At 63.5% G+C, this 26,147-nt stretch carries 15 protein-coding genes; 9 read left to right on the top strand and 6 right to left on the bottom strand.

Annotated features, from left to right (window positions below; genetic code table 11):
- Positions 1-8 precede the first annotated feature (8 nt).
- Positions 9-386 carry a hypothetical protein gene (locus tag VWZ87_RS04575; RefSeq protein ID WP_416534559.1) on the top strand — a complete coding sequence of 126 codons (378 nt, stop codon included), beginning with the start codon at positions 9-11 and terminating at the stop codon, positions 384-386.
- A gap of 88 nt (positions 387-474) precedes the next feature.
- Here the strand turns inward: VWZ87_RS04575 and VWZ87_RS04580 are convergent, their stop codons facing one another.
- Positions 475-1,407, bottom strand: a complete 933-nt coding sequence (locus tag VWZ87_RS04580) for an ATP-binding cassette domain-containing protein (protein ID WP_416536879.1) — start codon at positions 1,405-1,407, stop codon at positions 475-477.
- Positions 1,408-1,478: 71 nt separating this feature from the next.
- On the opposite strand from VWZ87_RS04580, the gene VWZ87_RS04585 reads away from it, so the two are divergent.
- The 3 genes from VWZ87_RS04585 (at position 1,479) to polA (ending at position 6,833) form a co-directional block, all read left to right on the top strand.
- Positions 1,479-1,661, top strand: coding sequence for a zinc-finger domain-containing protein (locus tag VWZ87_RS04585; protein WP_416534561.1), 183 nt, complete (start codon positions 1,479-1,481; stop codon positions 1,659-1,661).
- A gap of 209 nt (positions 1,662-1,870) precedes the next feature.
- Positions 1,871-3,922, top strand: coding sequence for an EAL domain-containing protein (locus tag VWZ87_RS04590; protein WP_416534562.1), 2,052 nt, complete (start codon positions 1,871-1,873; stop codon positions 3,920-3,922).
- A 97-nt stretch (positions 3,923-4,019) separates the two neighbouring features.
- Positions 4,020-6,833 carry a DNA polymerase I gene (gene polA, locus VWZ87_RS04595; RefSeq protein ID WP_416534563.1) on the top strand — a complete coding sequence of 938 codons (2,814 nt, stop codon included), beginning with the start codon at positions 4,020-4,022 and terminating at the stop codon, positions 6,831-6,833.
- A gap of 208 nt (positions 6,834-7,041) precedes the next feature.
- Here polA and VWZ87_RS04600 read toward each other — a convergent pair whose 3' ends face one another.
- The 3 genes from VWZ87_RS04600 to VWZ87_RS04610 all read right to left on the bottom strand — a co-directional run bounded on the left by VWZ87_RS04600 (position 7,042) and on the right by VWZ87_RS04610 (position 9,115).
- Positions 7,042-7,314 carry a DUF2798 domain-containing protein gene (locus VWZ87_RS04600; protein ID WP_340546411.1) on the bottom strand — a complete coding sequence of 91 codons (273 nt, stop codon included), beginning with the start codon at positions 7,312-7,314 and terminating at the stop codon, positions 7,042-7,044.
- 152 nt (positions 7,315-7,466) lie between these two features.
- Positions 7,467-8,219, bottom strand: coding sequence for a hydroxypyruvate isomerase family protein (locus VWZ87_RS04605; protein ID WP_340546410.1), 753 nt, complete (start codon positions 8,217-8,219; stop codon positions 7,467-7,469).
- A 278-nt stretch (positions 8,220-8,497) separates the two neighbouring features.
- Entirely contained in the window at positions 8,498-9,115 is a 618-nt protein-coding gene (locus VWZ87_RS04610; RefSeq protein WP_416534564.1) for a DUF1285 domain-containing protein, read from the bottom strand.
- A gap of 64 nt (positions 9,116-9,179) precedes the next feature.
- On the opposite strand from VWZ87_RS04610, the gene VWZ87_RS04615 reads away from it, so the two are divergent.
- From VWZ87_RS04615 to VWZ87_RS04630, 4 genes are read left to right on the top strand one after another with little or no spacing between them, the layout of a single operon-like run.
- Positions 9,180-10,187: an AAA family ATPase gene (locus VWZ87_RS04615; protein ID WP_416534565.1), complete on the top strand. Its 1,008-nt coding sequence runs from the start codon at positions 9,180-9,182 to the stop codon at positions 10,185-10,187.
- Positions 10,184-11,110 carry a DUF58 domain-containing protein gene (locus VWZ87_RS04620; RefSeq protein WP_416534566.1) on the top strand — a complete coding sequence of 309 codons (927 nt, stop codon included), beginning with the start codon at positions 10,184-10,186 and terminating at the stop codon, positions 11,108-11,110. The genes VWZ87_RS04615 and VWZ87_RS04620 overlap by 4 nt, the downstream gene beginning before the upstream one ends.
- Entirely contained in the window at positions 11,107-14,001 is a 2,895-nt protein-coding gene (locus VWZ87_RS04625) for a DUF4159 domain-containing protein (protein ID WP_416534567.1), read from the top strand. Before VWZ87_RS04620 ends, VWZ87_RS04625 begins: the two co-directional genes overlap by 4 nt.
- Positions 14,002-14,016: 15 nt before the next feature.
- Positions 14,017-16,077 carry a hypothetical protein gene (locus VWZ87_RS04630; protein WP_416534568.1) on the top strand — a complete coding sequence of 687 codons (2,061 nt, stop codon included), beginning with the start codon at positions 14,017-14,019 and terminating at the stop codon, positions 16,075-16,077.
- Positions 16,078-16,101: 24 nt separating this feature from the next.
- Here the strand turns inward: VWZ87_RS04630 and pbpC are convergent, their stop codons facing one another.
- Positions 16,102-18,171 carry a penicillin-binding protein 1C gene (gene pbpC / locus VWZ87_RS04635; protein WP_416534569.1) on the bottom strand — a complete coding sequence of 690 codons (2,070 nt, stop codon included), beginning with the start codon at positions 18,169-18,171 and terminating at the stop codon, positions 16,102-16,104.
- A gap of 14 nt (positions 18,172-18,185) precedes the next feature.
- Positions 18,186-23,495 (bottom strand): alpha-2-macroglobulin family protein, encoded by a 5,310-nt coding sequence (locus tag VWZ87_RS04640; protein WP_416534570.1) that lies wholly within the window; start codon positions 23,493-23,495, stop codon positions 18,186-18,188.
- A 307-nt stretch (positions 23,496-23,802) separates the two neighbouring features.
- Between VWZ87_RS04640 and VWZ87_RS04645 the strand changes: the two genes are divergently transcribed.
- A complete protein-coding gene (locus tag VWZ87_RS04645) occupies positions 23,803-26,133 on the top strand; it encodes a response regulator (protein ID WP_416534571.1) in 2,331 nt (776 codons plus the stop codon).
- The last annotated feature ends 14 nt before the right edge of the window (positions 26,134-26,147 follow it).

Here is a 26,147-nt window from a genome sequence, read left to right on the forward strand (position 1 = left end):
GGCCGGACATGAGCCAACTGACATTGACCAAAATTCGTTTTCGCGAGGGGCTCTGGGAAGGCCGGATCACGGGGTCCGGTCACAGCGCCTCCGCCCCGCTGATTGAGGTCCGGCACCTGGATCGCCCGGTTCGCGATGTTGCCCTGACCGAAAGCGACACCGCAGGCGAATGGTCGCTGACAATCCCGATCCCAACCGAAGCGATCGCCGACGGGGTGCAGAGTTTTGTGATCTACGACCTCAAGAGCGATGTCAAACTCGGCGATTTCACCCTGATCTGCGGTGAACTCACGGGCGATGACCTGCGAGTCGAGGTCGAGCTTTTGCGCGCCGAACTGGACATGCTGAAACGCGCCTTTCGCCGCCACTGCGTCGAAACGCAATAACCGCGTCACGCCGGGCTGGGCTAACTTATCGTCTCTAACACGGGCCCCGTTGCCTGTAGTCAACAGCGCGACTGCTTTAATACGCGTCTCAGCTGCGCGACGTCGTCAGCGCCAGGAACACGTCTTCCAGATCCGCCTCCTCGGTCTTCACATCGCGGATGGAGATCCCTGCGGCGCGCACCGCTGAGAGCACCTCCTCGGCACTGGTTGCGTTGCCATGATAGCGCAGGATCACTGCCCCATCGCCGCGCAACTCCGATGTGATCCCCTTACCGGCTGGCAGTTCCGTCACCGCCGCCGCCGGATGCACCACCATCGCCTTGGCGTCCAGACGCCCCAGCAGATTTGCGGTGGTGTCGCGTGCTACCAGCTCGCCCTGGTTGATGATTGCGATCTCATCACACATTTCCTCGGCCTCTTCGAGGTAATGGGTCGTCAGGATGATTGTCATGCCCTGCGCGTTCAGCTTGCGGATGTTCTCCCACAGCATCTGGCGCAATTCGATATCCACGCCTGCTGTCGGCTCGTCCAGCACCAGAATATTCGGATGATGCACCAGCGCCTTGCCCAGCAACAGCCGCCGCTGCATTCCACCGGACAGAGTTCGCGCATAGGCATGTGCCTTGTCCTCAAGCCCGACCATACGCAGGATCTCATCGCTGCGCCGCTCGGATTTTGGCACACCATACAGCCCGGCCTGCACTTCCAAGGCGCCACGTGGACTGAAAAACGGATCAAGATTCAGCTCCTGCGGCATCACCCCGATAGCCGCCCGGGACTGACGCGGATTTTCATCCTGGTCAAAGCCCCAGATCGTGACCTTGCCTGCGGTTTTCAGAACCAACCCGGCCATGATGTTGATCATCGTGGATTTGCCGGCACCGTTGGGACCAAGAAGACCAAACACAGAGCCACGCGGAATGCTCAGATCCACACCTTTCAGCGCGGCTTTCGCGGGTTGCCCCCTGCGGCCCTTGTAGGTTTTTTGCAAACCTTCAATACGGATTGCGTCCTCTGTCATCGCGGCTCTTGCCCCCGGTTTTCCCTTGGCTCATAAAAGCCCCTAAACGATAACCAAGAGGACCGCCAGAGATGACCATCGAAGCGCCGGAAACCAAGATCGTGGACAGCTACCGCGTCGCCTGCGACGGCAGCGAAGGTGCGCTGGGACATCCGCGGGTCTACCTGCAAATCCCCGAAGCCGAAGGCTATGTCGAATGCCCCTATTGCGACTGCAAGTTTGTCCATAAGGATGCAGCACAGAACCAGGCGTAACCGCCTGAAAAAAATCACAAGATTGGAAACGCCGCCGGAACGGGCGGCGTTTTGCGTTTATGCCAACACCTGCGCCAGCTCGTGAAAAGTGCGACGAGGTTGAGGCGAATTTTAGTGATCAAGACGGCGTCGATCCGGTCGCGGTAGCGGATTCTTTACGATGATGATGCACAGGATAGAAGGTATATCTGCTGCTACCGGAGACTGTGATGTACAGCGTCGTTCAATGCATTACGCAAGAACACAGCCTCGGCCTTGTGACCGTGGCTGCGCTTGTCTGCGTCATCGGTTCCTGTCTTTCCGTCCTGATGACACAGCGGCTCGGTCAGACCGTCGGTAATCGCAAAATCGTCCAGCTGGTGCTGACCAGCCTGATCAGCGGCGGCACCGTCTGGACCACTCATTTCATCGCCATGCTTGCTTTTGATCCCGGATATGTCCACGGATATGATCCGCTGATCACGGCGCTGTCCCTGGGTGCAGCCGTTGTCGGTATGCTGATGTCAAACGGTGTCTACGCCATTGCACATTCGACCAATTACCGCGTTGCGGCCAGCGGCGCGATGTTTGGCCTCAGCGTCTCGACCATGCATTATCTCGGGATGAGCGGCTATCTACTGCCAGGAGAGATCGTCTGGCAGACCACACCGCTCATATCCTCCATTCTGCTGGGCACGGTGTTCGGAATGGCGACCTATCAGTATCTCACCCGGTTCAACACCGGACGGCATTGGCTTGTTGCCGTCGCCCTGATGACGCTGACGATCTGTACGATGCACTTCACCGGCATGTCGGCCATCACCGTTCAGCTCAGCCCACTGTATTCCGTCCCGCCCGAGGTGATCTCGGATGCGACGCTTGGCCTGTTTGTTCTGGGTACGATGACGATCATCCTGGTGATCGGCTTTGCGGCGCTCAGCATCGAAACAAACGTCGAAAGCGAGGCCCGCGACCAGCTGCAACACGCCGCCCTGCACGATCCCCTGACCGGCCTGCCCAACCGGATGTCCCTGACGCGCAAGATGGCCAGCCTGACCGACTTGCTGGCGCGCGACGAAACCGAACGCGTTGCCGTGCTGACCCTTGATCTCAATCTGTTTAAGGAAATCAACGATCTTTATGGTCACGCAGCCGGGGATGCTGTTCTGATGACCGTAGCCGACCGGCTGAATAGCGTTCTGGAGAAAGATGAATATATCGCGCGCGTCGGCGGCGACGAATTTGTCGCTCTAAAGCAAGGGTTTCGCCGGGTCGATCAGGTCATGGCCTTTGCTGAGCGGCTGCACGCCTTGACCGTCGAGCCGGTGGATTTTGACAACACATCGGCGATCGTCGGTGTCGCCATCGGTGTTGCCACCAGCCTGGAAGACGGCCGCGACCTGCGCGATCTGCTGCACAAGTCGGATGTGGCGATGTATCGTGCCAAATCGGACGCAGACCGGCACATATGCCTGTTCAATGCGCAGATGGAAAAACACAACCGCGACCGTCTGGAACTGGTCAACGATCTGCGGCAGGCCTGCCTCGCGGGCAATCAGTTCGAACTGGCCTATCAGCTGCAGAACGATCTGCGCTCTCTCGCTCCCATCGGGTTCGAGGTTCTCCTGCGCTGGAACCACCCGGAAAAAGGCCGCATTCCCCCCGACACCTTCATTCCCATCGCCGAGGAAACCGGGCTGATCCGCGAAATCGGCCTTTGGGTTCTGCGCACGGCCTGCCGAGAGGCAAGTGGTTGGCCCGAGCATTTCAACATCGCGGTCAACGTGGCGCCACAGCAGCTGATGCAGCCCTCTTTCGTCGAACATGTCTCCGACATCCTGCTGGAAACCGGCCTTGCTGCTGAACGTCTGGAACTGGAAATCACCGAGGCCAGCATTATCGACGATCAGGTCCATACCCTGAAGGTCATGCAACAGCTGAAAAACATGGGCCTGCGGATCGCCATGGATGATTTTGGCACCGGCTACTCGTCGCTCGCGATGCTGCAAACCTTCCCCTTTGACAAGATCAAGATCGACCGCAGCTTCGTACAGGACGTCCACAAAAACGATCAACGGGCGGCAATTGTCCGATCCACCCTGCTCCTGGGCGCTGCGCTCAATATCCCGGTCCTGGCCGAGGGTGTCGAGGTAGAGGATGAATTGCAGTTCCTGCGCACCGAGAAATGCGCCTCCGTACAGGGGTTTTACTTTGGCCGACCAATGGCACGGGACGAAATGCGCCTGATCGTCGAGGCGAACAAACAGGCAAAAACAGCCTGACGCCAGCCGACATCACAAAGGCCGAGAATGGGCAATTGCTCTCCCTCCGCTGATCACCGATAACGGGGGCCAACGCGCAACACCCGGAGCATCGGCCATGACCACCGCATCTTTTGGCAAGGGCTGCCATCTGCACCTGATCGACGGATCGGCATTCATTTTCCGCGCATACCACGCGCTGCCGCCCCTCACCCGCAAGTCCGACGGCCTGCCAATCGGGGCGGTTGCCGGTTTCTGCAACATGCTTCAGCGCTATGTTGAGGGCAATGGTGGTCCCGATGCACCAACCCATGTTGCGGTGATCTTTGACAAGGGGTCGCATACCTTCCGCAACGATCTCTATGATCAATACAAAGCCAACCGCGAGGCCATGCCCGAGGATCTGCGGCCGCAGATTCCATTGACCCGCACCGCGACCGAAGCCTTCAACATCGCCTGCAAGGAACAGGAAGGTTTCGAGGCCGATGACATCATCGCCACCCTCGCCTGCCAGGCCCGCGACGCAGGTGGCCGCGTGACCATCATCTCCTCCGACAAGGATCTGATGCAGCTCGTCGGTGGCGGTGTTGAAATGCTGGATGCCATGAAAAACAGGCGGATCGACAGCGATGGCGTTGTCGAGAAATTCGGGGTTGGCCCGGACCGTGTAGTGGACGTGCAGGCGCTGGCGGGCGACTCGGTCGACAATGTGCCCGGCGCACCCGGGATCGGGATCAAGACCGCCGCACTGCTGATCAACGAATACGGCTCCCTGGAAGAGCTGCTGGACCGCGCCGAAGAGATCAAACAACCCAAGCGCCGACAGACCCTGATCGAAAATCGCGAGCAGATCGAACTGTCCAAAAGACTGGTTCAGCTGGACAGCAACATGACGCTGGATTTCACTCTGGATGACCTAGAGGTGCGCGATCCGGACGCCGATCACCTGCTGGCCTTCCTCGCCGAAATGGAATTCCGCACCCTGTCCAAACGCATCGCGGACCAGCTTGGTAAGGAACCACCCACAATCACGGACGCCCCGGCCAAAGATACCGCGGCAACGGACGCTCCGACCGTAACCGACCTGCCGTTTGACAGCGCGTCATATGAATGCGTCCGCGATGCCGAGGCGTTAAAGAAGTGGATTGCCCGGATCCGCGAACGCGGCTGGGTCGCTGTTGATACGGAAACCACCGGCTTTGATGAAATGGTGGTGGATCTGGTTGGCATTTCACTCTGCGTGGAGCCGGGGACCGCCTGCTATATCCCGCTCACCCATAAATCCGGCAATAGCGACGATCTGTTTGGCTCGGACGAGCTGGCGGAGGGGCAGATGCCTTTGCAGGAGGCGCTCGATCTGCTGAAACCGGTGCTTGAGGACGACAGCATCCTCAAGATCGGCCAGAACATGAAATATGACGCCAAGATCTTTGCCCGCCGTGGCATTGATGTGGCGCCGATCGACGATACAATGCTGATGTCTTATGCCATGCACGCAGGTCAGCACGGGCACGGTATGGACACGCTGTCAGAGCGTTACCTGAACCACACTCCGATCCCGATCAAACCGCTGCTGGGCAGTGGAAAATCCGCGATCACCTTCGACCGTGTGCCCATTGGCGATGCGGTCGCCTATGCCGCGGAAGACGCCGATATCACCCTGCGCCTCTGGCAGCTGTTCAAACCGCAATTGCACCGGTCAGCGGTCACCACGGTCTATGAAACGCTGGAACGCCCGCTGGTGCCGGTGCTCGCCCGGATGGAGCGCGAAGGCATCAAGGTCGATCGTGATACGCTGTCCCGCATGTCGAACGCCTTTGCGCAGAAAATGGCCGGGCTGGAGGCGGAAATTCACCAGTTGGCAGGCCAGGAATTCAACGTCGGATCCCCCAAGCAGCTGGGGGAAATCCTGTTTGACAAACTCGGTCTGGAAGGCGGCAAAAAAGGCAAGACCGGCGCCTATGCCACCGGCGCCGATATCCTGGAGGATCTCGCGACGGAACACGCCCTGCCTGGTCTGGTGCTGGATTGGCGCCAGCTGAGCAAGCTCAAATCGACCTATACCGACGCGCTTCAGGATCACATAAATGCGGAAACCGGGCGCGTGCACACCTCCTATGTGCAGACCGGTGCCAACACTGGCCGCCTGGCCTCAACCGATCCCAACCTCCAGAATATCCCGGTCCGGTCCGAGGAAGGGCGCCGCATCCGCGAAGCCTTCGTGCCCGAGCATGGCAATGTCCTGCTGTCGCTTGACTACAGCCAGATCGAATTGCGCATCCTGGCCCATGTCGCCGGGATCGATACGCTGAAGCAGGCCTTTGCAGAAGGTCAGGACATCCATGCGCTCACCGCGTCCGAGATGTTCAACGTACCGCTGGATGAAATGACCCCCGAAATCCGCCGTCAGGCCAAAGCGATCAACTTTGGCGTGATTTACGGGATCTCCGGCTTTGGTCTGGCCCGCAATCTGCGCATCCCGCGCACCGAGGCGCAGGGCTTCATCGATCGCTATTTCGAGCGGTTCCCCGGCATTCGCCGCTACATGGATGACACCGTCGCCTTTGCCAAGGAACACGGCCATGTCCAGACCCTGTTCGGGCGCAAGATCCATACTCCGGAAATCTCCGCCAAGGGACCACGTGCAGGTTTTGCCAAACGCGCAGCGATCAATGCACCGATACAGGGCACGGCTGCGGATGTGATCCGCCGCGCCATGATCCGTATGCCCGCCGCAATCGCCCATCTGCCCGCGCGGATGCTGCTACAGGTGCATGACGAATTGCTGTTCGAAGTGCCCGAGGCCGCTGTCGACGACACCATCGAAACCGCGCGCAGGGTGATGGAAACCGCCGCAGATCCGGCCGTGCATCTCGACGTGAAGCTGGTAGTGGACGCAGGCAAAGGACGGAACTGGGCCGAAGCTCACTAGCTTTGGCCGAGGCTTGATGCCAAAGATCCGGGCCGCTTTCAAAACCCGACCGAAGCGGATCGGATCGGATCGGACGCCCGCCTCGCATTTCAGCGGCACGCCATGCCTTAGGCATGGCGCCCGGCCCAACGGGAAGAATAGCATCCATGATGCTGTGATGACGGGCGGGAGCGCTTGCTCGGTCAGGACATCGCCGGAGGGGCTTCGCTCAGCGATCCTGCCGGGGAGAGGAAACCGTACCCTTGCTGGCTTCCTGCGGCGGCTTCACCATCCATGCCACCATGCGGCGCACGGCGGGTGCAACAACCAGCACCACGCCAAAGGCCACCGGCCAGCCAAAACTCCAGGCAGCCATCCACAGTCCCGGCGCTTCGGAACTCAGGCCCACCGCCTTCAGCGTGGCCACCCCGGTGACGATACACGACATGATACCCGACAGGATCAGACCAAATAGGATGGGGGCAAAACGCGCAGGCAGCATGGAGGTCTCCAGATCACGACTTACTGCCTTATGCCCAGCGCTCAGTCATATTTCAATTCACGAATATGTATTTCTGTCCCGCTGGACGTTTGGCCGCAGCCCTCCCCAAGCCTCAGGGTCCGCCAGCCCCCCTCACAGGGTTCGGCCCGCTCTCACCCCATCCAGGCCAGACTGTCCTCTGTCCGCTTGGTACTGGGGGTGTATTCCGCGCTGACCCAACCACCATAGCCGCTCTCGTCGATGGCCGCGAACAGCTGCTCGAAATCGACCGGCCCGGTTCCCGGTTCGCAACGCCCCGGCGCCGCACCGATCTGTACATGGACAGCCCGGTTACCAAAGGCTTCCCAGACCTTCACCGCATCGCCGTGGATCAACTGCGCATGGTAGGCGTCGTATTGCAGCCCCACGTTCTTGCGATCCACCGCCTCCAGCACCTCTACGGCGAGATTGTAGTCATCCAGAAAATACCCCGGCTGATCACCGCTGTTCAGCGGCTCGATGGTGAACTGCTGGCCCGGCGCATAGTCGGCCGCCCATTGCAGATTGCGGATCAGCGTTTCCTTGGCGACATCCCCTTTTGCGTAGCCGGCCATGATGTGGATCATTCCGGGCCGCAACACCTCCGCATAGCGCAGCACCCGCCGAATATCGCGCTGAAAGCGATCCGACCCCATCGGCAGCGCGGCATAGCCCGGCATCCCGCCTGTATAATTTGGCGGCGGCGCATTGATCAGCAGCAGTTCCAGACCATTGGCCAGCAGGGCGCGCTGGGTTTCCTTCGCAGCCAGCTCATAGGGAAACAGGATTTCCACCGCCTCAAATCCGGCCCGCGCCGCCGCCGGAAAACGATCCAGATAGGGCAATTCGGCAAACAGCAATGAAATATTGGCCGCAAACTTCGGCATCGAAAACCTCCTTTGGAGCCACCCCCGATTGGCGGCCAAACAGACATGCTCCGGGCAAAAGTCACCAAAGGCTCGTCCCGGCCCCCGCCGGTTGCGCCATTGATCGGCCCGTTTTTGCACGCCCCCAATCTGCCCCATATCTCCGCCGATTTTGAGCGGGTTTTCACAAGAATTTTCGGTAATTTAACAATATACTCAAGCGGGTCAGCGACTTCCTGCCGCTGCCCTTTGCCACCGGCAAACCCCTGCCGACGAGCGCCGGGTCGGATGCGGCGTGGTCAGCCCTCCGGCAAATCAGCCGACGGGATCATCCCAAAAAACTCGCCGCCCGACCACAGCCCGAACCAGCCGTCTCGGTGGCATCCCAGCTCGACCAGCCGATAAAAGCTCTTGCGATCAATCAAGGCCTCCAGCCCGGCACGCACCATCACATAGGGCGAGGGCTCGCCGGTTGCATCGTCTCTTACCACACGGATCTTATGCGCAGGCCCGGCTTCGACCCTGTCGCCGACATGTGTCTCGAACCGCAGAATCTGCGCGGCGCCGTCGCCCTCGACCTCGAAATCCACCGCAACGAAAGGCGCATCCTCGACCGTGATGCCCACTTTCTCGACCGGGGTCACCAGAAAGTATTTGCCGTCTTCCAGCTTCAGAATGGAGGAAAACAGCTTCACCAGTTCAAACCGGCCAATCGGCGTGCCAAGGTAGAACCAGGTGCCATCACGGGCGATCCGCATGTCCAGATCGCCGCAAAACGGCGGATTCCACAGATGTACCGGCGGCAACCCGCCTTTGCTCGCCGTCTTGGCAGCGGCCGCCAGCCCCTCGGCACTGGGCGGTTCTGATCCTGTTTCAGGGGATTTGCTGCCGGAAGTCACGGGATTTTGTCCGCTCATTGCTTTTGCCATTTTCTCTCAACGCGATACAGTAACACTATATATTCGCCGTGAAGGGAAAGTCATGTCCGAACCCGACGATCTGCTGGCCGAGATTGAAGCGCTTGAAGACAAGCTGACACAGGCCAGATCCTCTATCACCCGGCGCTTTATCGGTCAGGAAAGAGTGGTTGATCTCACTCTGAGCACGCTGCTGTGCGGTGGTCATGGGCTGTTAATCGGCCTGCCCGGGCTGGGCAAGACCCGGCTGGTCGAAACCCTGTCCACCGTTATGGGGCTGGCCGGCAACCGGGTGCAGTTCACCCCGGACCTGATGCCTGCCGATATTCTGGGCTCCGAGGTCCTGGACACCGCCAGCGATGGCAGCCGCGCCTTTCGCTTTGTGCCGGGGCCGGTGTTCTGCCAGCTGCTGATGGCCGATGAGATCAACCGCGCCAGCCCACGAACACAATCGGCACTGCTGCAGGCGATGCAGGAGCGTATGGTGACCGTGGCGGGCGCCGACCGACCGCTGGGGATGCCCTTCCACGTGCTGGCCACCCAGAACCCCATCGAACAGGAGGGCACCTATCCGCTGCCCGAAGCCCAGCTGGACCGTTTCCTGTTCCAGATTGATGTCCCCTATCCGACGCGGCAGACCGAACGCGATATCCTGCTGGCCACAACTGGGGTTGAGGAAGGCAGCGCCTACCAGGTCTTCACCGCCGATGAACTGATGGCCGCGCAGACTCTGCTGCGCCGGATGCCCGTCGGTGACGGCGTGGTCGAACTGATTCTCGATCTCGTGCGCGCCTTCCGCCCGGATGATCCGGCGGCCTCCGAACAGGTGCAGCAAACCGTTGCCTGGGGGCCCGGACCACGGGCCGCTCAGGCGCTGATGCTGGCGGTGCGCGCCCGCGCCCTGCTCGAGGGGCGCCTCGCTCCCAATGCCGACGACGTGCTGGATATGGCCCAGCCCGTACTCAGCCACCGGATGGCGCTGAACTTCGCCGCGCGTGCCCGTGGCGAGAACCTGAGCGCTCTTATCACAAGCACAGCCGAGGCGATGGCCCGGCCCGGTGTCGCCGCGTGACACAGCCGCGCGCCCTTCAGCCAGCCCGGCCGACCGGCAGCGCGCTCCAGCCGGCAGCGGCGGATCTGCGCCACCGCGCCGAAAGTGCCGCCAGCCGATTTCCGCCGCTCCTGGTGCAGGCGCAACAACTGGCCGGATCTGTGCTGATTGGCGAACACGGTCGCCGCCGTGCCGGGCTGGGCGATGATTTCTGGCAATATCGCCCGGTTCAGGCCGGTGACAGCCGCCGCATGATCGACCACCGGCGCTCGGCCAAGGGCGATCAGCAATTCGTACGCGAGCGGGAATGGCAGATTGCGCAGACGGTGCATCTCTGGGTCGATCAGGGGGCGTCGATGCGCTTTGCCTCCGGCAGTGCCCTGCCGCAGAAAATTGACCGGGCGCGGCTATTGGGGCTGGCGACGTCGGTGATGATGCTACGTGGCGGCGAACGGGTCGGCCTGACCGGTGGGCATCTGCCACCCCGGCGCGGCAATACCCAGATCCTGCGACTGGCCGAGTATCTGAGCAGGGACGACGCCACGGATTATGCCCCGCCGGAAGATCGCGCCATGCAACCCAACGCGCGGGTTCTGTTCCTGTCGGATTTTCTGGGCCCCTTCGCGCCACTGGAACAGGCGCTGGCCAAGGCCGCGGATCGCGGCGTGCACGGCGTGCTGATGCAGGTGCTTGATCCGGCAGAGGAGGAGTTCCCCTTTGACGGGCGCACGATATTCGAAAGCATCGGCGGCGGTCTGCGGCACGAAACCCTGAAGGCAGGCGCGCTTAGGCAACGCTACCTTGATCGCCTGGCCGAACGGCGCGACGCATTGGAGCACCTCTGCCGCGTGGCAGGCTGGCGCCTCGGCACCCATCACACCGGCGACAGCGCACAGGCGGCCCTGATGTGGCTGTACCATGCCATGGAAAGATCCGGCACATGACAACGATTGCGGGCATCGGCTTCACGGCCCCCTGGTTGCTTCTGGCACTCCTGGCACTGCCGTTGCTCTGGCTGCTGCTGCGGGCAGTCCCGCCTGCCCCGCGCAAACGCCTGTTTCCGGCGGTCACACTGCTGCTGGGGTTGCGCGACGATGACAGTCTTTCGGACCGGACCCCATGGTGGCTGCTCTTACTGCGGCTGATGGCGGTGGCAGCGGCCATCGTTGGTCTGGCCGGGCCTGTGCTCAACCCAAGCACCGCACCCTCGGGCCGCGGCCCGCTGCTGATGGTGCTTGATGGCAGCTGGGCCGGCGCCCCGGAATGGGAGCGCACCCGCGAGGAGATCGACCGCCTCCTGGCCGAGGCCGGACGTGCCGATCGGCCCGTAGCCGTGCTGCGGCTCACCGCACCGCAGCCCCCGCAGTTCCAAAGCGCAGTCAGCTGGCGCCGACAGCTGATCGGCGAAACGCCACAGGCCTGGCAACCCTCGCAAGACCAGCTCACGACGGCACAGGCGCAGATAGCAGCAGTTGACGGGGGCTTTGACAGCCTGTGGTTCAGTGACGGCTTGGACTATCCGGGTCGCGATGCGTTGATGGCGACGCTGCGCCAGCGCGGCGAGTTGACCGTCTATCAACATCCCACCCCAAGGCTGGCCCTGCGTCCGGTGGTCTATGTCGACGGCGCGATGGAAATCACGGTCACTCGCAGCCACACCCAGATCACCCCCGGCAGTGACCAGACCGTCACCGTGCTTGCCCGTGGGCCGGATCCGGGCGGCACCATGCGGACTCTGGGCGCGGCGACGGTGGATTTTGCCGATACAGATACCGTTGCCGCCAATGGGCTTGAAGCCACCGCCCGCCTGTCCCTGCCCGCTGAGCTGCGCGCACGTATCCGGCTCTTCGAACTGCAGGGTCACCGCAGCGCCGGGGCTATATCGCTTACCGATGACGGTCTGCGCCGCCGCGAGGTGGCGCTGATCTCCAGCCAGAGCGGCAACGAAGGCCTCGCCCTGCTGTCGCCCCTGCACTATCTGCGCAAGGCGCTGGCGCCAAACGCAGACCTGCTGGAAGGCGGGCTGAACGATCTCTTGCCTGCCAACCCGGATGTGATCGTCCTGGCCGATACCGCACGTCTGCCCCCCGATCAGGAGGCAGCGGTGGTGGACTGGGTCAACGAAGGCGGATTGCTCCTGCGGTTTGCCGGTCCCCGGCTGGCCGCAAGCGATACCGCCCGCACCGACGAAGAGCCGCTGCTGCCCGTGCGCCTGCGGATCGGAGGCCGCAGCATTGGCGGCGCCATGAGCTGGGGCGAGCCCAAGACGCTGGCCACCTTTGCCGAAGGCTCTCCTTTCTTCGGGCTGACCATCCCCGAGGACGTCACCGTCAGTTCACAGGTGGTAGCGCAACCCGATCCCAGCCTTGCGGAGCGGGTGATTGCGGAACTCTCCGATGGGACGCCGCTGGTGACACGCAAACCGCTCGGCAATGGTCAGATCGTGCTCTTCCATGTCACCGCCAATGCGGAATGGAGCACCCTGCCGCTCTCGGGCCTATTTGTGCAGATGATGGAGCGGCTGGCGGTTTCCTCCGGTGCCAAACCGGCCGAGGCTACGGATCTGGAGGGCACCACATGGGCGCCGCTTCAGGTGCTCGATGGCTTTGGTGACCTTTCGGATGCCGATGCCCTGCCCGGTGTCGCAGGGCCTGATCTGGTTGCCGCCCTGACCGGCCCCGGCCTGCAACCTGGGCTGTACCAGAACGGAGATCGGCGGATTGCCCGCAATGTCATGCGGGCCGAGGATCAGCTGACGCCAATTGGCTGGCCCGTCGGGCTGCCAATCCTTGGCTATGGTGGCACGCCGGAGCGCCCGCTTGGCGGCATCCTGATCAGCCTCTCCCTGCTGCTGCTGGCGCTCGACGTGATCGCCGCGCTGCTGCTGTCGGGATTACTGACGCGTCGGACACGACCGACCGCACCCAAGGCGCAAAACCTCGCATCGGCCCTGGTCCTCGCCACCTGTATCTGGGCCACCGGCTCCGGCAGCGACCTGCGCAGCCACGCCCAGGGCAACGCCGTGGTGATCGAGCAAACCGACAGCGCGGCCCGGTCCGACGCATCCGATCCCGCAGCAGACGCCCTCGCCGCAGACCGCGCGGCCGAGCTGACGCTGGCCCATGTGCTGACCGGCAACCCGCAGATTGACCAGCTGGCGCGCGACGGCTTGCAAGGGCTGTCCAACACATTGCGGTTCCGCACATCGGTTGAACCCTCTCCCCCCGCCGGCGTTGATCTGGAGCGCGACGAGCTGGCGTTCTACCCGCTGCTCTACTGGCCGGTGACCGCCAATCAGCCACTGCCCTCGGGTGCGGCCTACGACCGGCTCAACACCTATCTGCGCACCGGCGGGATGATCCTCTTTGACACCCGCGACGCCGACCTGACCCGCGCCGGTGCCAGCAGCCCGGCAGGGCGGCGCCTGCAACAACTGGCCCTGCGGCTGGACGTGCCGCCACTCGAACCGCTGCCCGCAGACCATGTGCTGACCCGCGCCTTCTATCTGCTACAGGATTTCCCCGGACGCCACAGCCGCGGCACGCTCTGGGTCGAAGCCGCGCCCGCCGATGCCCAGCAGGTGGAAGGCATCCCCTTCCGCAACCTAAATGATGGTGTCACACCGGTTGTCATCGGCGGCAACGACTGGGCCTCCGCCTGGGCCGTGGATGACAACGGCCGCCCTCTGCTGCCAGTGGGGCGCGGCTATACCGGCGAGCGTCAGCGCGAATTGGCCTACCGCTTTGGGGTCAATCTGGTCATGCATGTGCTCACTGGCAACTACAAATCCGATCAGGTGCATGTCCCCGCCCTGCTGGATCGGCTGGGGCAATGACATGAGGCTGGACAGATGACACAGACCATCCTCTTTGACCCACTGGTCCCCTGGCCGCTGATCGGCCTGCTTGCGGCGCTGTCGGTTGCGGTGCTGGCTCTGGCGGTCTGGAAACGCCTTGCGGGATGGCCGATGCGTGCGCTCGCCGCTCTGGTGCTGATCGCGGCCCTCAGCGGCCCGGTGTACCAGATCGAAGACCGCGCCGCGCTCAGTGACATCGTTCTGGTGCTTGAGGATAAGACCGCCAGCCAGGCCCTGTCCGACCGCCCCGACCAGACAGGGGCCGCCCGTGTCGCATTGGAGACCGCCCTCAGTCAGCGCCCGAACACCGAGGTTCGCTGGATTGCCGTCGACAGCGTCCCGCCGCGTGATGGCAGCAGCGACAACAGTGGCACCCTGCTGATGGGCGCACTGGCCGAGGCGCTTGCCAATGTGCCGCGCGGTCGGGTTGCCGGGATGATCGCGCTCAGCGATGGCCAGATCCATGACATTGCGCAGACCCCGGCCCTGCCTGCCCCGCTGCATCTGCTGCTGACCGGTCGCCCCAGCGATTGGGACCGGCGGCTGATCGTCAAGAACGCCCCCAGCTTTGCCATCATCGGTGAACCCGTGACCCTGACCCTCAGGATCGAGGATCAGGGCGAGGCCCCCGCAACCGGCAATCTGGCAGAGCTGGCGATTTCCATCGGCGGCGCCGAACCGCAGCGCTTTAACCTGCCTGTCGGTGTCGATTTCGACCTGCCACTGACCCTGCCACATGGGGGGCGCAACGTGATCCAGTTCACCGTCCCCACCGCCGAGGGCGAGCTGACCGATCGCAACAACGCCGCGCTGGTCCAGATCAACGGGGTGCGCGATCGGTTGCGCGTGCTGCTGGTCTCGGGCGAGCCGCATCCGGGCGGGCGCACCTGGCGCAATCTGCTGAAATCCGACAGCGCGGTGGATCTGGTGCATTTCACCATTCTGCGCCCACCGGAAAAACAGGACGGGGTACCGGTCGATGAGCTGTCGCTGATTGCCTTTCCAACGCGGGAGCTGTTTCTGGAAAAGATCAATGATTTCGATCTGATCATCTTTGATCGCTACAAACGGCGCGGCATCCTGCCGGCGATCTACCTCGACAATGTGGCCGATTATGTTGAACGCGGAGGCGCGGTTCTGGTGGCGGCGGGGCCGGATTTTGCCAGCGCCGACAGCATCTATCGTTCTCCGCTGGCCAGCATCCTGCCTGCCAGCCCCTCGGCGCGGGTGCTGGAGCGCGCCTATCGCCCGGAAATCACCGATCTGGGCCAGCGCCACCCTGTTACCGCCGATCTCACCGGCGCCTCCGACTGGGGCCGCTGGCTGCGGCAGATCGAAGTCGACGTCCCCCAGGGCAATGTCCTGATGAGCGGCCTGGATGACCGCCCGCTGCTGGTTCTGAACCGGGTCGGCGAGGGGCGCGTGGCGCTGCTGGCCTCCGATCATGCCTGGCTCTGGAGCCGGGGATACGAAGGCGGCGGCCCGCAGCTTGAGCTGCTGCGGCGCCTTGCCCATTGGATGATGAAAGAGCCCGAGCTGGAAGAGGACGTCCTGTCAGCCGAGGCAACCGGGCAGCGTATGCGCATCCAGCGCCGCAGCCTGGGCGAAGATGTCGGCGATGTCACGGTCACAAATCCCGATGGCAGCACAGTCACCGTCACGATGACCCAAACCGCGCCCGGCCGCTGGGAAGGCCGCTACGAGGGGCCGGAACCCGGTCTTTACCGACTGGAAGAAGGCAGCCAGTCCACCGTCATCGGCCTCGGCCCTGCGGCGCCGCGTGAATTTGAACAGACCATTGCCACCGGCGATATCATGGCCGCCGCCGTGGCCCAGACCCGTGGCGGCGTGCGCGCGCTGCACGACGGTATCCCGAGCCTGCGCGATGTGCGCGAGGGACGCGTTGCCGCTGGACGTGGCTGGATCGGACTGACCCCGCGCGACGCCTATCGGACCGTCTCGGTCAACCAGACGCCGCTGCTTCCCGCTTGGCTGGTGCTGCTGCTGGCCAGCGCTGCGATCATCGCAGGCTGGCTGCGCGAGGGGCGGCGCTGATTCCATATTCCAGCAACCTCACAGCTACTCATCCGGGCGGGTGATGCGCACCCGTGCCTGATCCGATCTGCCGTTACGGTCAACAACCACCAGCGTTGAAAACCCGCGTTCCAACCCCGGCAGATCGATGCTGCGACGGCGGGCACCGGTCACCACGGGAATCTGATTGGCCAGCACCAGAAACGGCGCTTCGCCGCCCTTGATCCGCAGGGTCATTTGCCCGCCCTCAGCCAGCAACAGAGCCGCCCCATCCGGGGGAAAGGCCAGCTGCAGGCGCTCACCGGGCGGGCCACCAATGCCCCCCCTGTCAAAGCGCTGCAATGGCAACGGCAGCTCCGCCGTAGCGACGCGCAGGGTAGAGGCAGGTGCGGCTGGAAAGGGGGTAAACCCGCGTCCAATCCGCCCAAAGGCCTCAAACAACAGTGGCGCCGCCAGTTCCGCTCCAAAGGCTCCTGGCACCGGCGTGCCATCCGCCCGTCCCAGCCAGACCCCCACCACATAGCGGCCATCCCATCCGATCGCCCAGGTATCGCGGTGCCCGTAGGATGTTCCGGTCTTATAGGCCACCATACCCGCAGGCGCCCCGGCTGGAGGCGGAACGCCGCGCAGAATATCGCCGATCTGCCAGGCAGAGACCTTGCTCATCAGACGCGGCATCCGCTCATAAGGGGCCTGCAGGCGCGCCCGCAGCCGGGGGCCTTGCCCGCCAGCCGCCAGCCCAGCGTAGACCTGCACCAGATCACGCAGCGACACACCGACCCCGCCCAGCGCCACCGCCAGCCCCGGCTTACCGCCGGGCAGCTGCGGTCGCGCGCCTCCGCGCCGCAGGGCTGACATCAACCGCGCCGGACCCAGCGCCTGCATCACCCGTATTACCGGCGTATTCAGCGATAACTGCAGCGCACGCCGCATCCGCAGGTCGCCGCGATAACCTCCGTCAAAATTCTGTGGCGCATACCCGTCGATATCAATAGGCCCGTCGTGGATCATGGTTTCCGGGTGCGCCAGCCCCTGATCAAAGGCAAGACCATAGACCAGCGGTTTCAGCGTGGACCCCGGCGAACGCGCCGCGCGCGTCATATCCACAAACCCCTGTCGCAGATCATCCTGATATCCGGCTGAGCCGACCGAGGCGAGGATCTCGCCGCTCTGGTGATCGGCCACCAGCACCGCAGCCGACAGCCGGGCGTCCTGCCGCGCGACGGTCTGCGCCACCAGCCGCGCCAGCCGGTGCTGTAATCCGGCCTCCACCGTCAGATCAATCCGCGCAAGCTCCGGCGTCTCGGCTATCACGCGATCCGCCAGATGCGCGGCCATCTGCGGGAAGGGGCGCATTTGCCGGGGGATCCGCGCCCGCTGCGCAGCCTCGGCCGCCTCCACCGGCAAGACGCCTGCGGCTGCCATCCGCGCCAATACCCGATTGCGGGCCATCTCTGCAGGTTTCGGAGCGCGATCCGGGCGGCGCGCCTCCGGTGCCTGCGGCAAGGCGACCAGCAGCGCCGCCTCGGCCGGAAACAACCGCGACGGCTCCTTGCCGAACCAGGCATAGCTCGCCGCCCGCACGCCTTCCAGATTGCCACCAAAGGGCGCGTGAACCAGATACAACTCAAGGATCTGCGCCTTGGTCAGGCGCCGCTCCAGCGCCAGCGCCAGCCGAATCTGGCGCAGTTTTCCTGCCCAGCGCCCGGTGCTGCCATCCTCCAGCAGCCGCGCCACCTGCATCGTCAGTGTCGAGCCACCCGAGACCACACGCCGCTGCCACACCGCCTGCGCCGCCGCCCGCAGCAGAGCAAGCGCATCAACGCCGCCATGGTCGTAGAACCGCTTGTCCTCATAGCGCAGCAGCATCGCGCGATAGCCCGCGTCGACCTGATCCGGCCGCACCGCCATCCGCCAGATCCCATCGGCAACCGGATAGGCCCGCAGCAACTGGCCGTTTCGGTCGCGCACCTCGGTGGCTGTCTCCGCCAGTGTTGCGGGCATCGGCGTTCGGGCGATCCAGGTCTCGACCCCCAATCCCATCGCAGCAATGGTCACGCATAGGGCAACTGCCCCTCCCAGCAGCCGCCAGGAGGAGCTTGCCCGTAGCCGCATCTTTGGCGCGCGGATCACCGGACCTGCACGCGCCCGGTGCCGGTGCGGGCCCGGCTGGCGGGCCGGTACATATCCTCAACCGACGCCGCCGGGTGGTGGAACAGACCGGGCGTCACCGCCCGCGCCACATAGGCCAGCGTCACCGGCGACCCGGCCTCGTCGTCGCGGCCCCTCCGCAGATCGACAGCCGCCAGAAACCGGTCCGCACGGAATTCTGCATGTCGCGCGTCGCTCAGCGTCAGCCAGTCTAGCCCGCTCAGATCACCGGATCGCAGCAGGCTGGGATTATCAATCTCCAGCCCCGCAGGCAGCGGATCATTGATCATCAACCGCGCGCCACCCGGCTCAAACGCGACCACCCGCAGCACGGTGACAAAGCGGTCGCCAACCGTGAACTGATCCGGAGCCAGTGCCTCGCCCTCCAGTGTGTAATAGCTCCGCTCGATGCTGTAACCAGTTCCCCCTGCCGGCGCCGCCACCAGCGGAACGCCAAGGGTGGTGAGGGTGATATCGACCTCCTTGCCCGAGGCCGCCGTCAGCGCCATCGGATCGCGATCCTGATCTCCATCCAAGACCTCAACAAATGGCCCGTCCGTCGCCTGTCCATTGACCAACAGACCGGAGCCACCACCGCCCTCGATCAGCGCATGAGCCGCCATCAGCGTCCAGGCGCTTTCCTGCGTGGACAGCAGCCGGCCATCGGCTGTCAGGCCCGCGCTCAGACGACGGCTGTCCACCGCCTGCGCACCGGCCTCGCTGGCCAGGGCCAGAACACCGGCCTGATCGCGGCGCTGGCTGCCATAGTCGGCGCGCCACAGGGTCGGATCGGGATCATCCCCCTGCAACATAGAGGCCGCCCGGGCAAACATCTGATCGGCCCGGCGCTGATCGCCATAGGCCGCCAGCGCCGCCCCGATCTGGGCAACGGCCAGGGGTGTGGCGAAATCCGCAGCCTTAACGTCGGCGTAATAGCGCAGATCGCCCATCGCCGCCTCCCCCTCGCGCGCCAGCACCAGCAGCGCATAGGCGATGTCCTCACCTCCATTCTCGAAATCGGGGGCATAATTCACCCGGTTGCGTAGGTTGTCCAAGGCCTGCCGGAACCGGGTGTCAGCGACCTGATAGCCCTGCACACGCGCGCGGCTCAGAAAATCGCTGGCATAAGCATCCAGCCAGAAATCACCGCTTTCGGCGCGCCACAGACCAAAACCGCCATTGCTGGCCTGCCGCGACAGCACCTGCTGAATGGCGCTGTCAATCCGGGCGGCAACCTGCGGCCCGTCACCCAACCCGGCAGCCTGTGCCACCGACGACAGATACAGCAAGGGCAGCGCCCGGGATGTGATCTGCTCGGTACAGCCATAGGGGTAGAGGTCGAGGCCCGTCAGCAGACCCGGCACGTCGAACCGCGCCAGCGGCCCCGCAGACATCACTGCCCGCGCGCCGCCCGGTCGCAGCCCGGTAAAGACGTCAGATGAGAACAGAAAACTATCCCCCGCCGCCAGCCTGAACCGTCTGGTCGTGGCAATCATCGGATCATTGGCCCGCACCGGCAGGCGCAGCGTCTGGATCAGCGTTTCGCCCTCTGGTGTCGTCACGGCGAGCTCAATCTCCGGATCTCCGACAGCCAGCGCTTCGACCGGCAGCATCAGGGTGGTATCTGCGCCATCGGCCAGCTCCAGGACTTGCGGCAATGTCCCGATCTCAAGCCCGCCGCCAAGGACCCGCGCCGCAAGGCTCAGTTGGCCTGCGGGCCCATCTGCATGAGTGAGCTCCACAAGAACCCGGCTGCTGTCTCCGGGCGCCAGAAAACGCGGGGCATTGGCGCTCACCACGATCGGATCGCGCACCACCACGTCCCGCTCCGCCTGTCCAACCGCATCTTGCGACCAGGCGACAGCCATCACCCGAACCGTGCCGTTAAACGCTGGCAGCGCGATCGGCACCTCGGCCGTTCCATCGGCCTTGACCTTCACGGGACCGGAAAACACCGCCATCAGATCCTGCGTCGGTGGCGGCGACTGCAGTCGCATCCCCGCCCCAGCATCGCCGCCGGAGCGCACCCGGCCCAAGGCGCCGTTGCCACTCTCGATCAGGCGACCGTAAAGATCCCGCAGCTCCATCCCGAGCCGCCGCTGGCCATAGTAATGCGCCAGGGGGTCCGGGCTCTGAAACCCGGTGAGGTTCAATATCCCAAGATCAACCGCCGCCAGCGTCAGCCAGACCTCTTCACCGGGAGCGGCCCCCGCGACCTCGACGCGGGCCAGCTGAGTCCGGCGGGGGCGGGCCACCTCGGGGAGGTCCAAGGTTACCTCCAGCGCCTGGCCAGGGCGAATGACGCGAGCATGGGCAAGCCCCAATGCGCGGGTCGGGGTCTGATCCGCCTTGCCAGCAAGCGGCTGCACCACCATCGCCGAGACATATGCCCCGCTGCCCCAGTCGGCACCAACTGCCAGTGGAATCACCGTCTCCCCGGCGGGAACCTCGACCATCTGGCGGCTGATCAACCGGTTCGACATCACCGAAACCAGAGCCGTGCCAGCCGCGCGGGTGACCAGCCGTAACCGCGCTGTATCGCCGGGCTGATAACTGTCGCGATCAAGAAAGACATCCAGCTGGTCGGGCGTATCAGCCCCCTCGTCAGGCACATACCACCCTGCATAGAAATCGGTCGAAGCCGCCACATAGGGCGTGCCCCGATGTTCGATCACCAGCTCATACCGGCCCCAGTCCACCGGCTGCTCCAGCACCAGAGGCGTCGCCGCGCTCAGGGTTGCCTCACCCGTCGCGATCCGGCTGCGCCGGGTGGTCGGCTCCCAGTTCCAGTTGCCGTAGAGCTGATACCACTGGTAGCGGGTTTCCACCCGGTTCAAACTCCATGTGACCGGCATATCCCGCGTGCTACCGTCCGGGGCCAGCGCAATCACCGAAAACCGCGCCGCATCGCCCTCTGCGACGACCTCTTCAAAAAGCGGCTTGATACCAATCACCGGCCCGTCAGGCTGCATGGGCACAGTCATCTGCCGTTCGACGGGTCGCGCGCCCCCATCGGCCAGCCGGGTGGTCACCTCCGCAATCAGAGGCTGACCCGGCGCGTCAATCTCCGGCAGTGTCACGGTAACCACGCCCAGACCCGAGGCATCGGTGCTCATCCCGCCGAAATAGCGGCTCTGCGGCGCGACGACCTCGTCATGGCGACCAAAGCGATAGCCCGTCCAACCGCTCACCTGTTCCGCCGGGCGCAGGGTCACCTCGCCCTCGATAGTCAGGTCGCGGCCCGGGGCACCAAACAGATACCGCGCTTCGATCCGCAAGGGGGCGCTTGTGCCCGGACGCAGACCTTGGTCGGCTCCTGCCGCCAGCTCTTGCGTGAAATCAATGCGTTCAGGCAGAAAATCCTCGACCAGAATTTGCCTGCTGGCCAGCGCCGGGGCTTCGGGGTCCGACAGGATCGACAACCGCCAGGTTCCGCGCGGTGCCGTATCGCCAATCGGCAGGCGGAACACATGGCCGCCCAGCACCCCCTGATCGGAAACCACCCGGGCGTATTCGACCCCGTCCGGGCGGTTCAGAACCGCGATCAAGGGCACGCCCGGAAGCGCCTCGGCCCTCGGATCACGGGCAAGGGCGGTCGCATGAATCACCTCACCCGCACGATAAGCCCCCCGATCAGTGGTCAGGAACACGTCAATCGGACCCGGTGCCAGACGCCCCTCCACCCCTCGGTCCGACAGATCAAAGGCGGCGTCCCGCAATGAGAGAAAGGCAAAATCGACCTCCGCCGCGTCCTCCTCGCCGCTCAGCGCCATGATGACAGCCGGAGCCGATGCCCCCTCTCCACGGGTCAACCCCGCGTCGAAACGGGCATAGCCGTCAGCGTCGCTGACTGCCGTCCCCAGCACCGCGTTGGCATTGGACACCAGCTGCAAACGAACGCCCGCGCGCGGCGCGGCATCTGCCAGTCCCAGTACCTGCACATGCAGCCCATCACTGCCCAGCATGGTGCTCAAACCCAGATCCGTCAGCACGAACCATTGGGTTGCCGCAGGCGCCTCATAGGGATCGGCCCCCGGAACCTGCGCGCTCAGCGCATAAAGACCTACCGGCTGATCCGCCAGCGCCTCATCAAGCGGTAGCCGTGTGGTCACCGATTGGTTCAGATCCTGCTGGACCTCCGCGGTGCCGGTCCAGATTTCCTCGGCAATATCGCTGGCGAAATGTTCATCCTGCCACTGCGACAGCGGCCGGGCAAAATAATCCTCCTGTAGGGTTCGCAGCAGGTTGCGATCGCTCACACGGCGCAGGCGCAGATCGAGCGTGGTCGCGTTTACCGTCTCAACCGGCACCGCCACCTGATCTCCCTTGGGCAGCACATAGGACCGCCCGGAGAAACGCACGTTGGGGGCGCGATCCCGCACGTAGTGGGTCAGCGTTACATCCTTGGCCAATGTCTCGCCGGTTGCCGCCGGCAGCCCGCGCCGCAGCATCACCCGGTAGCGGGTGCCATGCTCCACACCGTCAATACACAGCTCGCGCGCGGTCGACTCGGCAACCAGACGCGGATCGGCCAGTTTCACAAAGTCGCTGTAGTCGATCCCGCTGCGTACCAAATCTTCAGAAAATTCGACACAAATGCGGGGCGATGCGCTGTCGCTCTCAACCCGGCTCCCGGTGACACGAAATCCATATTTGGCAATTGCCTCATCCAGACGCAGTGACAGTTTCGCGCTGGTTTCACGATCTGCCGCCAGCCGCAGAACCGCCAGCGCGGCACGTCCCCGCCCCAGCTGTTCCAACGCCTCTGCGGCGGTGATCAATCCGGCCGCCTGCGCCGCCGGCTGCGAACTGCGCAGATAGGCATTGAGCGCTGCCGCAAAGGCCTCTTCATGGGCGCGGCGTTGAGCGGATCCGTTGAGATCCTGACGCAGCAGCCTGCGGGCATAGTCCAGCCACAGATCGCCGCGATCACTCAGCACCACAGCCTCGGCAACCCACCGCAGCGCCGCTGCCGACGGCGCCCCCTGCGCCGCAGCAATCAGATCCTCAACGCTGGATCCACCCGTTGGAAAGCGAAGGCCAAGGTTTTCTGCCTGTTTGGACACCGCAGCCAGATCCGCAACCTCCAGCCCCTGCAAGGCCGCGGCGCGCTGTTTGGCCGCCTGCTTCTCTGCCTCACCGGCCAGAAGCTTATGCGCTGAAAACGCCCCGTCATAGGGCGACGGCTGATCCATCGCCGATTTTGGGAAACAGGCGTTTGATCGGCTGTTGAAGGCAAACCCGACACAATCGGTCTGTGCCGAACAAGCCCGCGCGCAACTGCCCATATCGGTGTCAAAAAGCGGCCCAAGATCGGCCCCGAAATGATCGGTGTCGCGCTGAATGACATAGCGCGTTTCCGGAAAAATTGAATCAGCGAAAACAACTAATGGTTGAACAAGCCAACCGCACAAAAGTACAACAAATGAAACAGGCACACGCACAATAGAACCCTCCAGACCTGCCAAGAGGCTGGCACGGGGTTAACGCCATAGCAAGATATCGCAACGTAACAGATGAACTAATCTCAATTTAATCTCTGCCCGCCAAAGTAGGGCAGACAGGTCGTGTTGGTTTTATGTGGAGTTCGCAGGGATGAACCTTGCTGACAGATTGACGGAAGAACGACGCGCGCGTCTCGCAGCGGAGCGCCTGCTTGAATTGAAGCAGGCGGAACTTTCGGCAGCCAACCGCAAACTCGGGCGCCATGCGCTGGCATTGACACGCCAGATCGGGGTCACCCAGGCCGAGGTCGCGACGGTGCGCGACGAAAACGCCAAGGTGAAATCGGACCTGTCCACCGCCAACGAAAAGGTTGAGCGCGCCGAGCGACGGCTTTGGCATTCGATCCAGGCCTTTCAGGACGGCTTTGCCTTCTTTGATGCCGACAGCAAACTGATCGGCGCCAATGGCGCCTATCTCGACCTGTTCGACGGGCTGGAGGAAGTGGCGCCGGGCGTCTCCTACGTACGGATCCTGCAGATTCTCACCGATGAGGGGCTGGTGAACACCGGAGAACAGGATCCCGATCACTGGCGCGCCCAGATGTCGGAGCGCTGGCTGTCGCCCTCCCCCGAACCTGTGGTCGTACGGATGTGGGACGACCGCTACCTGCGGCTGCTGGATCAGCGCGGCCATGGCGGCGATATGGTCAGCCTGGCGCTCGATATCACCTCCACCGTCCAATACGAGGAGGAGCTTGAGGCCGCCCGCGAGCGGGCCGAGGCCGCAAATCGTGCCAAATCCGCCTTCCTGGCCAATATGTCCCATGAGATTCGCACCCCGATGAACGGTGTTGTCGGCATGGCCGAGCTGCTCAGCGACACCAATCTGAACGAGGAACAACAGCTCTACGCCAACACGATCAAAAACTCCGGCGAAGCGCTTTTGGTCATCATCAATGACGTGCTCGACTATTCCAAGATCGAGGCGCAGAAACTGCAGCTGCACCCTGAACCCTTTGATCTGGAGCGCAGTGTGCATGAGGTGCTGATGCTGCTTCAGCCCACCGCACGGGACAAGGGGCTGACACTGCTGCTGGACTACGATCTGTTCCTGCCAACCAGCTTCGTCGGAGATCCCGGACGCATTCGCCAGGTGCTCACCAATCTTGTCGGCAACGCGGTGAAATTCACCTCAGAAGGTCATGTTGCCCTGCAGATCACCGGCATCTCCAATGCTGACGACAAGATCTGTTCGATCCATGTCACCATCGAAGACACCGGCATCGGCATCCCCGCAGAGAAGGTGCAGGACATCTTTGGCGAATTCAATCAGGTCGAGGATGAGCGCAATCGCCAGTTCGAGGGCACCGGCCTTGGCCTTGCGATCTCAAAGCGGCTGATTGAACTGATGGGCGGCGAAATCTGGGTCGAAAGCGAGGAGGGCAAGGGGTCCTGCTTCGGTTTCCGCATGGAGCTGCCATTGGCAGAGGGCGCTTCAACCAGCATCCCGACGCTGCCCAAGGGGCTGTGTCAGGTCGTGGTTATCGAGTCCCAATCGGTCATGCGCGACGTGCTCAGCAAACAGCTGGCGACGCTGGGGCTGGATGTGACGGTCTTTGACAATGGCACCACCGCAATTGCCCAGATGCCTGAGGACGTCGATCTGGTCATCTGCGATGAACAACTGCCCGATCAGGATGGGGTCGAACTGGCCCGCAAACTGCGCTCCGGCTCCTTTGCCAGTGTGCCGATCCTCATGCTCAGCAGCGACCCCACAGCAGCCAGCAACGCGGTTGTACAATCCGTGACAGACAGCGTGCTGCTGAAACCGATCCAGCGGGACGAGCTGTTCCAGCGGCTTGTCGACCTGCCCAAGCGTGGATCAGCGGCGCGTGCCGCAGATATGGTTGAGCCGGTTGCAGCCACACCGCAGGTGCTCGATACGGTGGCCACACCGCTGCCGTCAGCGCAGCCAACGGCCCCGGCGTCCTCCCCGACCGTGGCGCCGACCCTGGCGCCGGCCCCGATCGCCGCGGCGGTCGATGCCACCCCGACGCCCCGGCTGATGCGGATTCTGGCAGCAGAAGACAACCGGACCAATCAGCTTGTGTTCCGCAAAATGGTGAAAGATCTGAACATAGATCTGCAATTTGCCAGCAACGGGATTGAGGCGGTGGAGGCCTATCAGTCCTTCCAGCCTGACCTGATTTTCATGGACATCTCGATGCCGGTGATGGACGGCAAGGAGGCAACGCAGAAAATCCGCGCGCTGGAACACGGCACCGGCATCTACACGCCGGTTGTCGCCCTCACGGCCCATGCCATGGCCGGCGATTCAGACGGGATTCTCGCCGCAGGTCTGGATCACTACCTGACCAAACCCCTGCGCAAGGCGCTGATCCACGAACGTATTCACGCCTATCTGCCTGCCGAGGCGGCGCCGCTGGCGGATGACGACCTTACCCAGACCGGCGCCGCCTGATCTGCACCGGCCCC

This window comes from Phaeobacter sp. JH20_37 (assembly GCF_048056015.1).
In the GTDB taxonomy this organism is placed as follows: Bacteria; Pseudomonadota; Alphaproteobacteria; order Rhodobacterales; family Rhodobacteraceae; genus Phaeobacter; species Phaeobacter bryozoorum.

Bases quoted from the DNA above. Each gene is read 5' to 3' on its own strand.
- VWZ87_RS04575 (WP_416534559.1), top strand. From the start codon at position 9: ATGAGCCAACTGACATTGACCAAAATTCGTTTTCGCGAGGGGCTCTGG.
- VWZ87_RS04580 (WP_416536879.1), bottom strand. From the start codon at position 1,407: ATGACAGAGGACGCAATCCGTATTGAAGGTTTGCAAAAAACCTACAAG.
- VWZ87_RS04585 (WP_416534561.1), top strand. From the start codon at position 1,479: ATGACCATCGAAGCGCCGGAAACCAAGATCGTGGACAGCTACCGCGTC.
- VWZ87_RS04590 (WP_416534562.1), top strand. From the start codon at position 1,871: ATGTACAGCGTCGTTCAATGCATTACGCAAGAACACAGCCTCGGCCTT.
- polA (WP_416534563.1), top strand. From the start codon at position 4,020: ATGACCACCGCATCTTTTGGCAAGGGCTGCCATCTGCACCTGATCGAC.
- VWZ87_RS04600 (WP_340546411.1), bottom strand. From the start codon at position 7,314: ATGCTGCCTGCGCGTTTTGCCCCCATCCTATTTGGTCTGATCCTGTCG.
- VWZ87_RS04605 (WP_340546410.1), bottom strand. From the start codon at position 8,219: ATGCCGAAGTTTGCGGCCAATATTTCATTGCTGTTTGCCGAATTGCCC.
- VWZ87_RS04610 (WP_416534564.1), bottom strand. From the start codon at position 9,115: ATGAGCGGACAAAATCCCGTGACTTCCGGCAGCAAATCCCCTGAAACA.
- VWZ87_RS04615 (WP_416534565.1), top strand. From the start codon at position 9,180: ATGTCCGAACCCGACGATCTGCTGGCCGAGATTGAAGCGCTTGAAGAC.
- VWZ87_RS04625 (WP_416534567.1), top strand. From the start codon at position 11,107: ATGACAACGATTGCGGGCATCGGCTTCACGGCCCCCTGGTTGCTTCTG.
- VWZ87_RS04630 (WP_416534568.1), top strand. From the start codon at position 14,017: ATGACACAGACCATCCTCTTTGACCCACTGGTCCCCTGGCCGCTGATC.
- pbpC (WP_416534569.1), bottom strand. From the start codon at position 18,171: ATGCGGCTACGGGCAAGCTCCTCCTGGCGGCTGCTGGGAGGGGCAGTT.
- VWZ87_RS04640 (WP_416534570.1), bottom strand. From the start codon at position 23,495: ATGGGCAGTTGCGCGCGGGCTTGTTCGGCACAGACCGATTGTGTCGGG.
- VWZ87_RS04645 (WP_416534571.1), top strand. From the start codon at position 23,803: ATGAACCTTGCTGACAGATTGACGGAAGAACGACGCGCGCGTCTCGCA.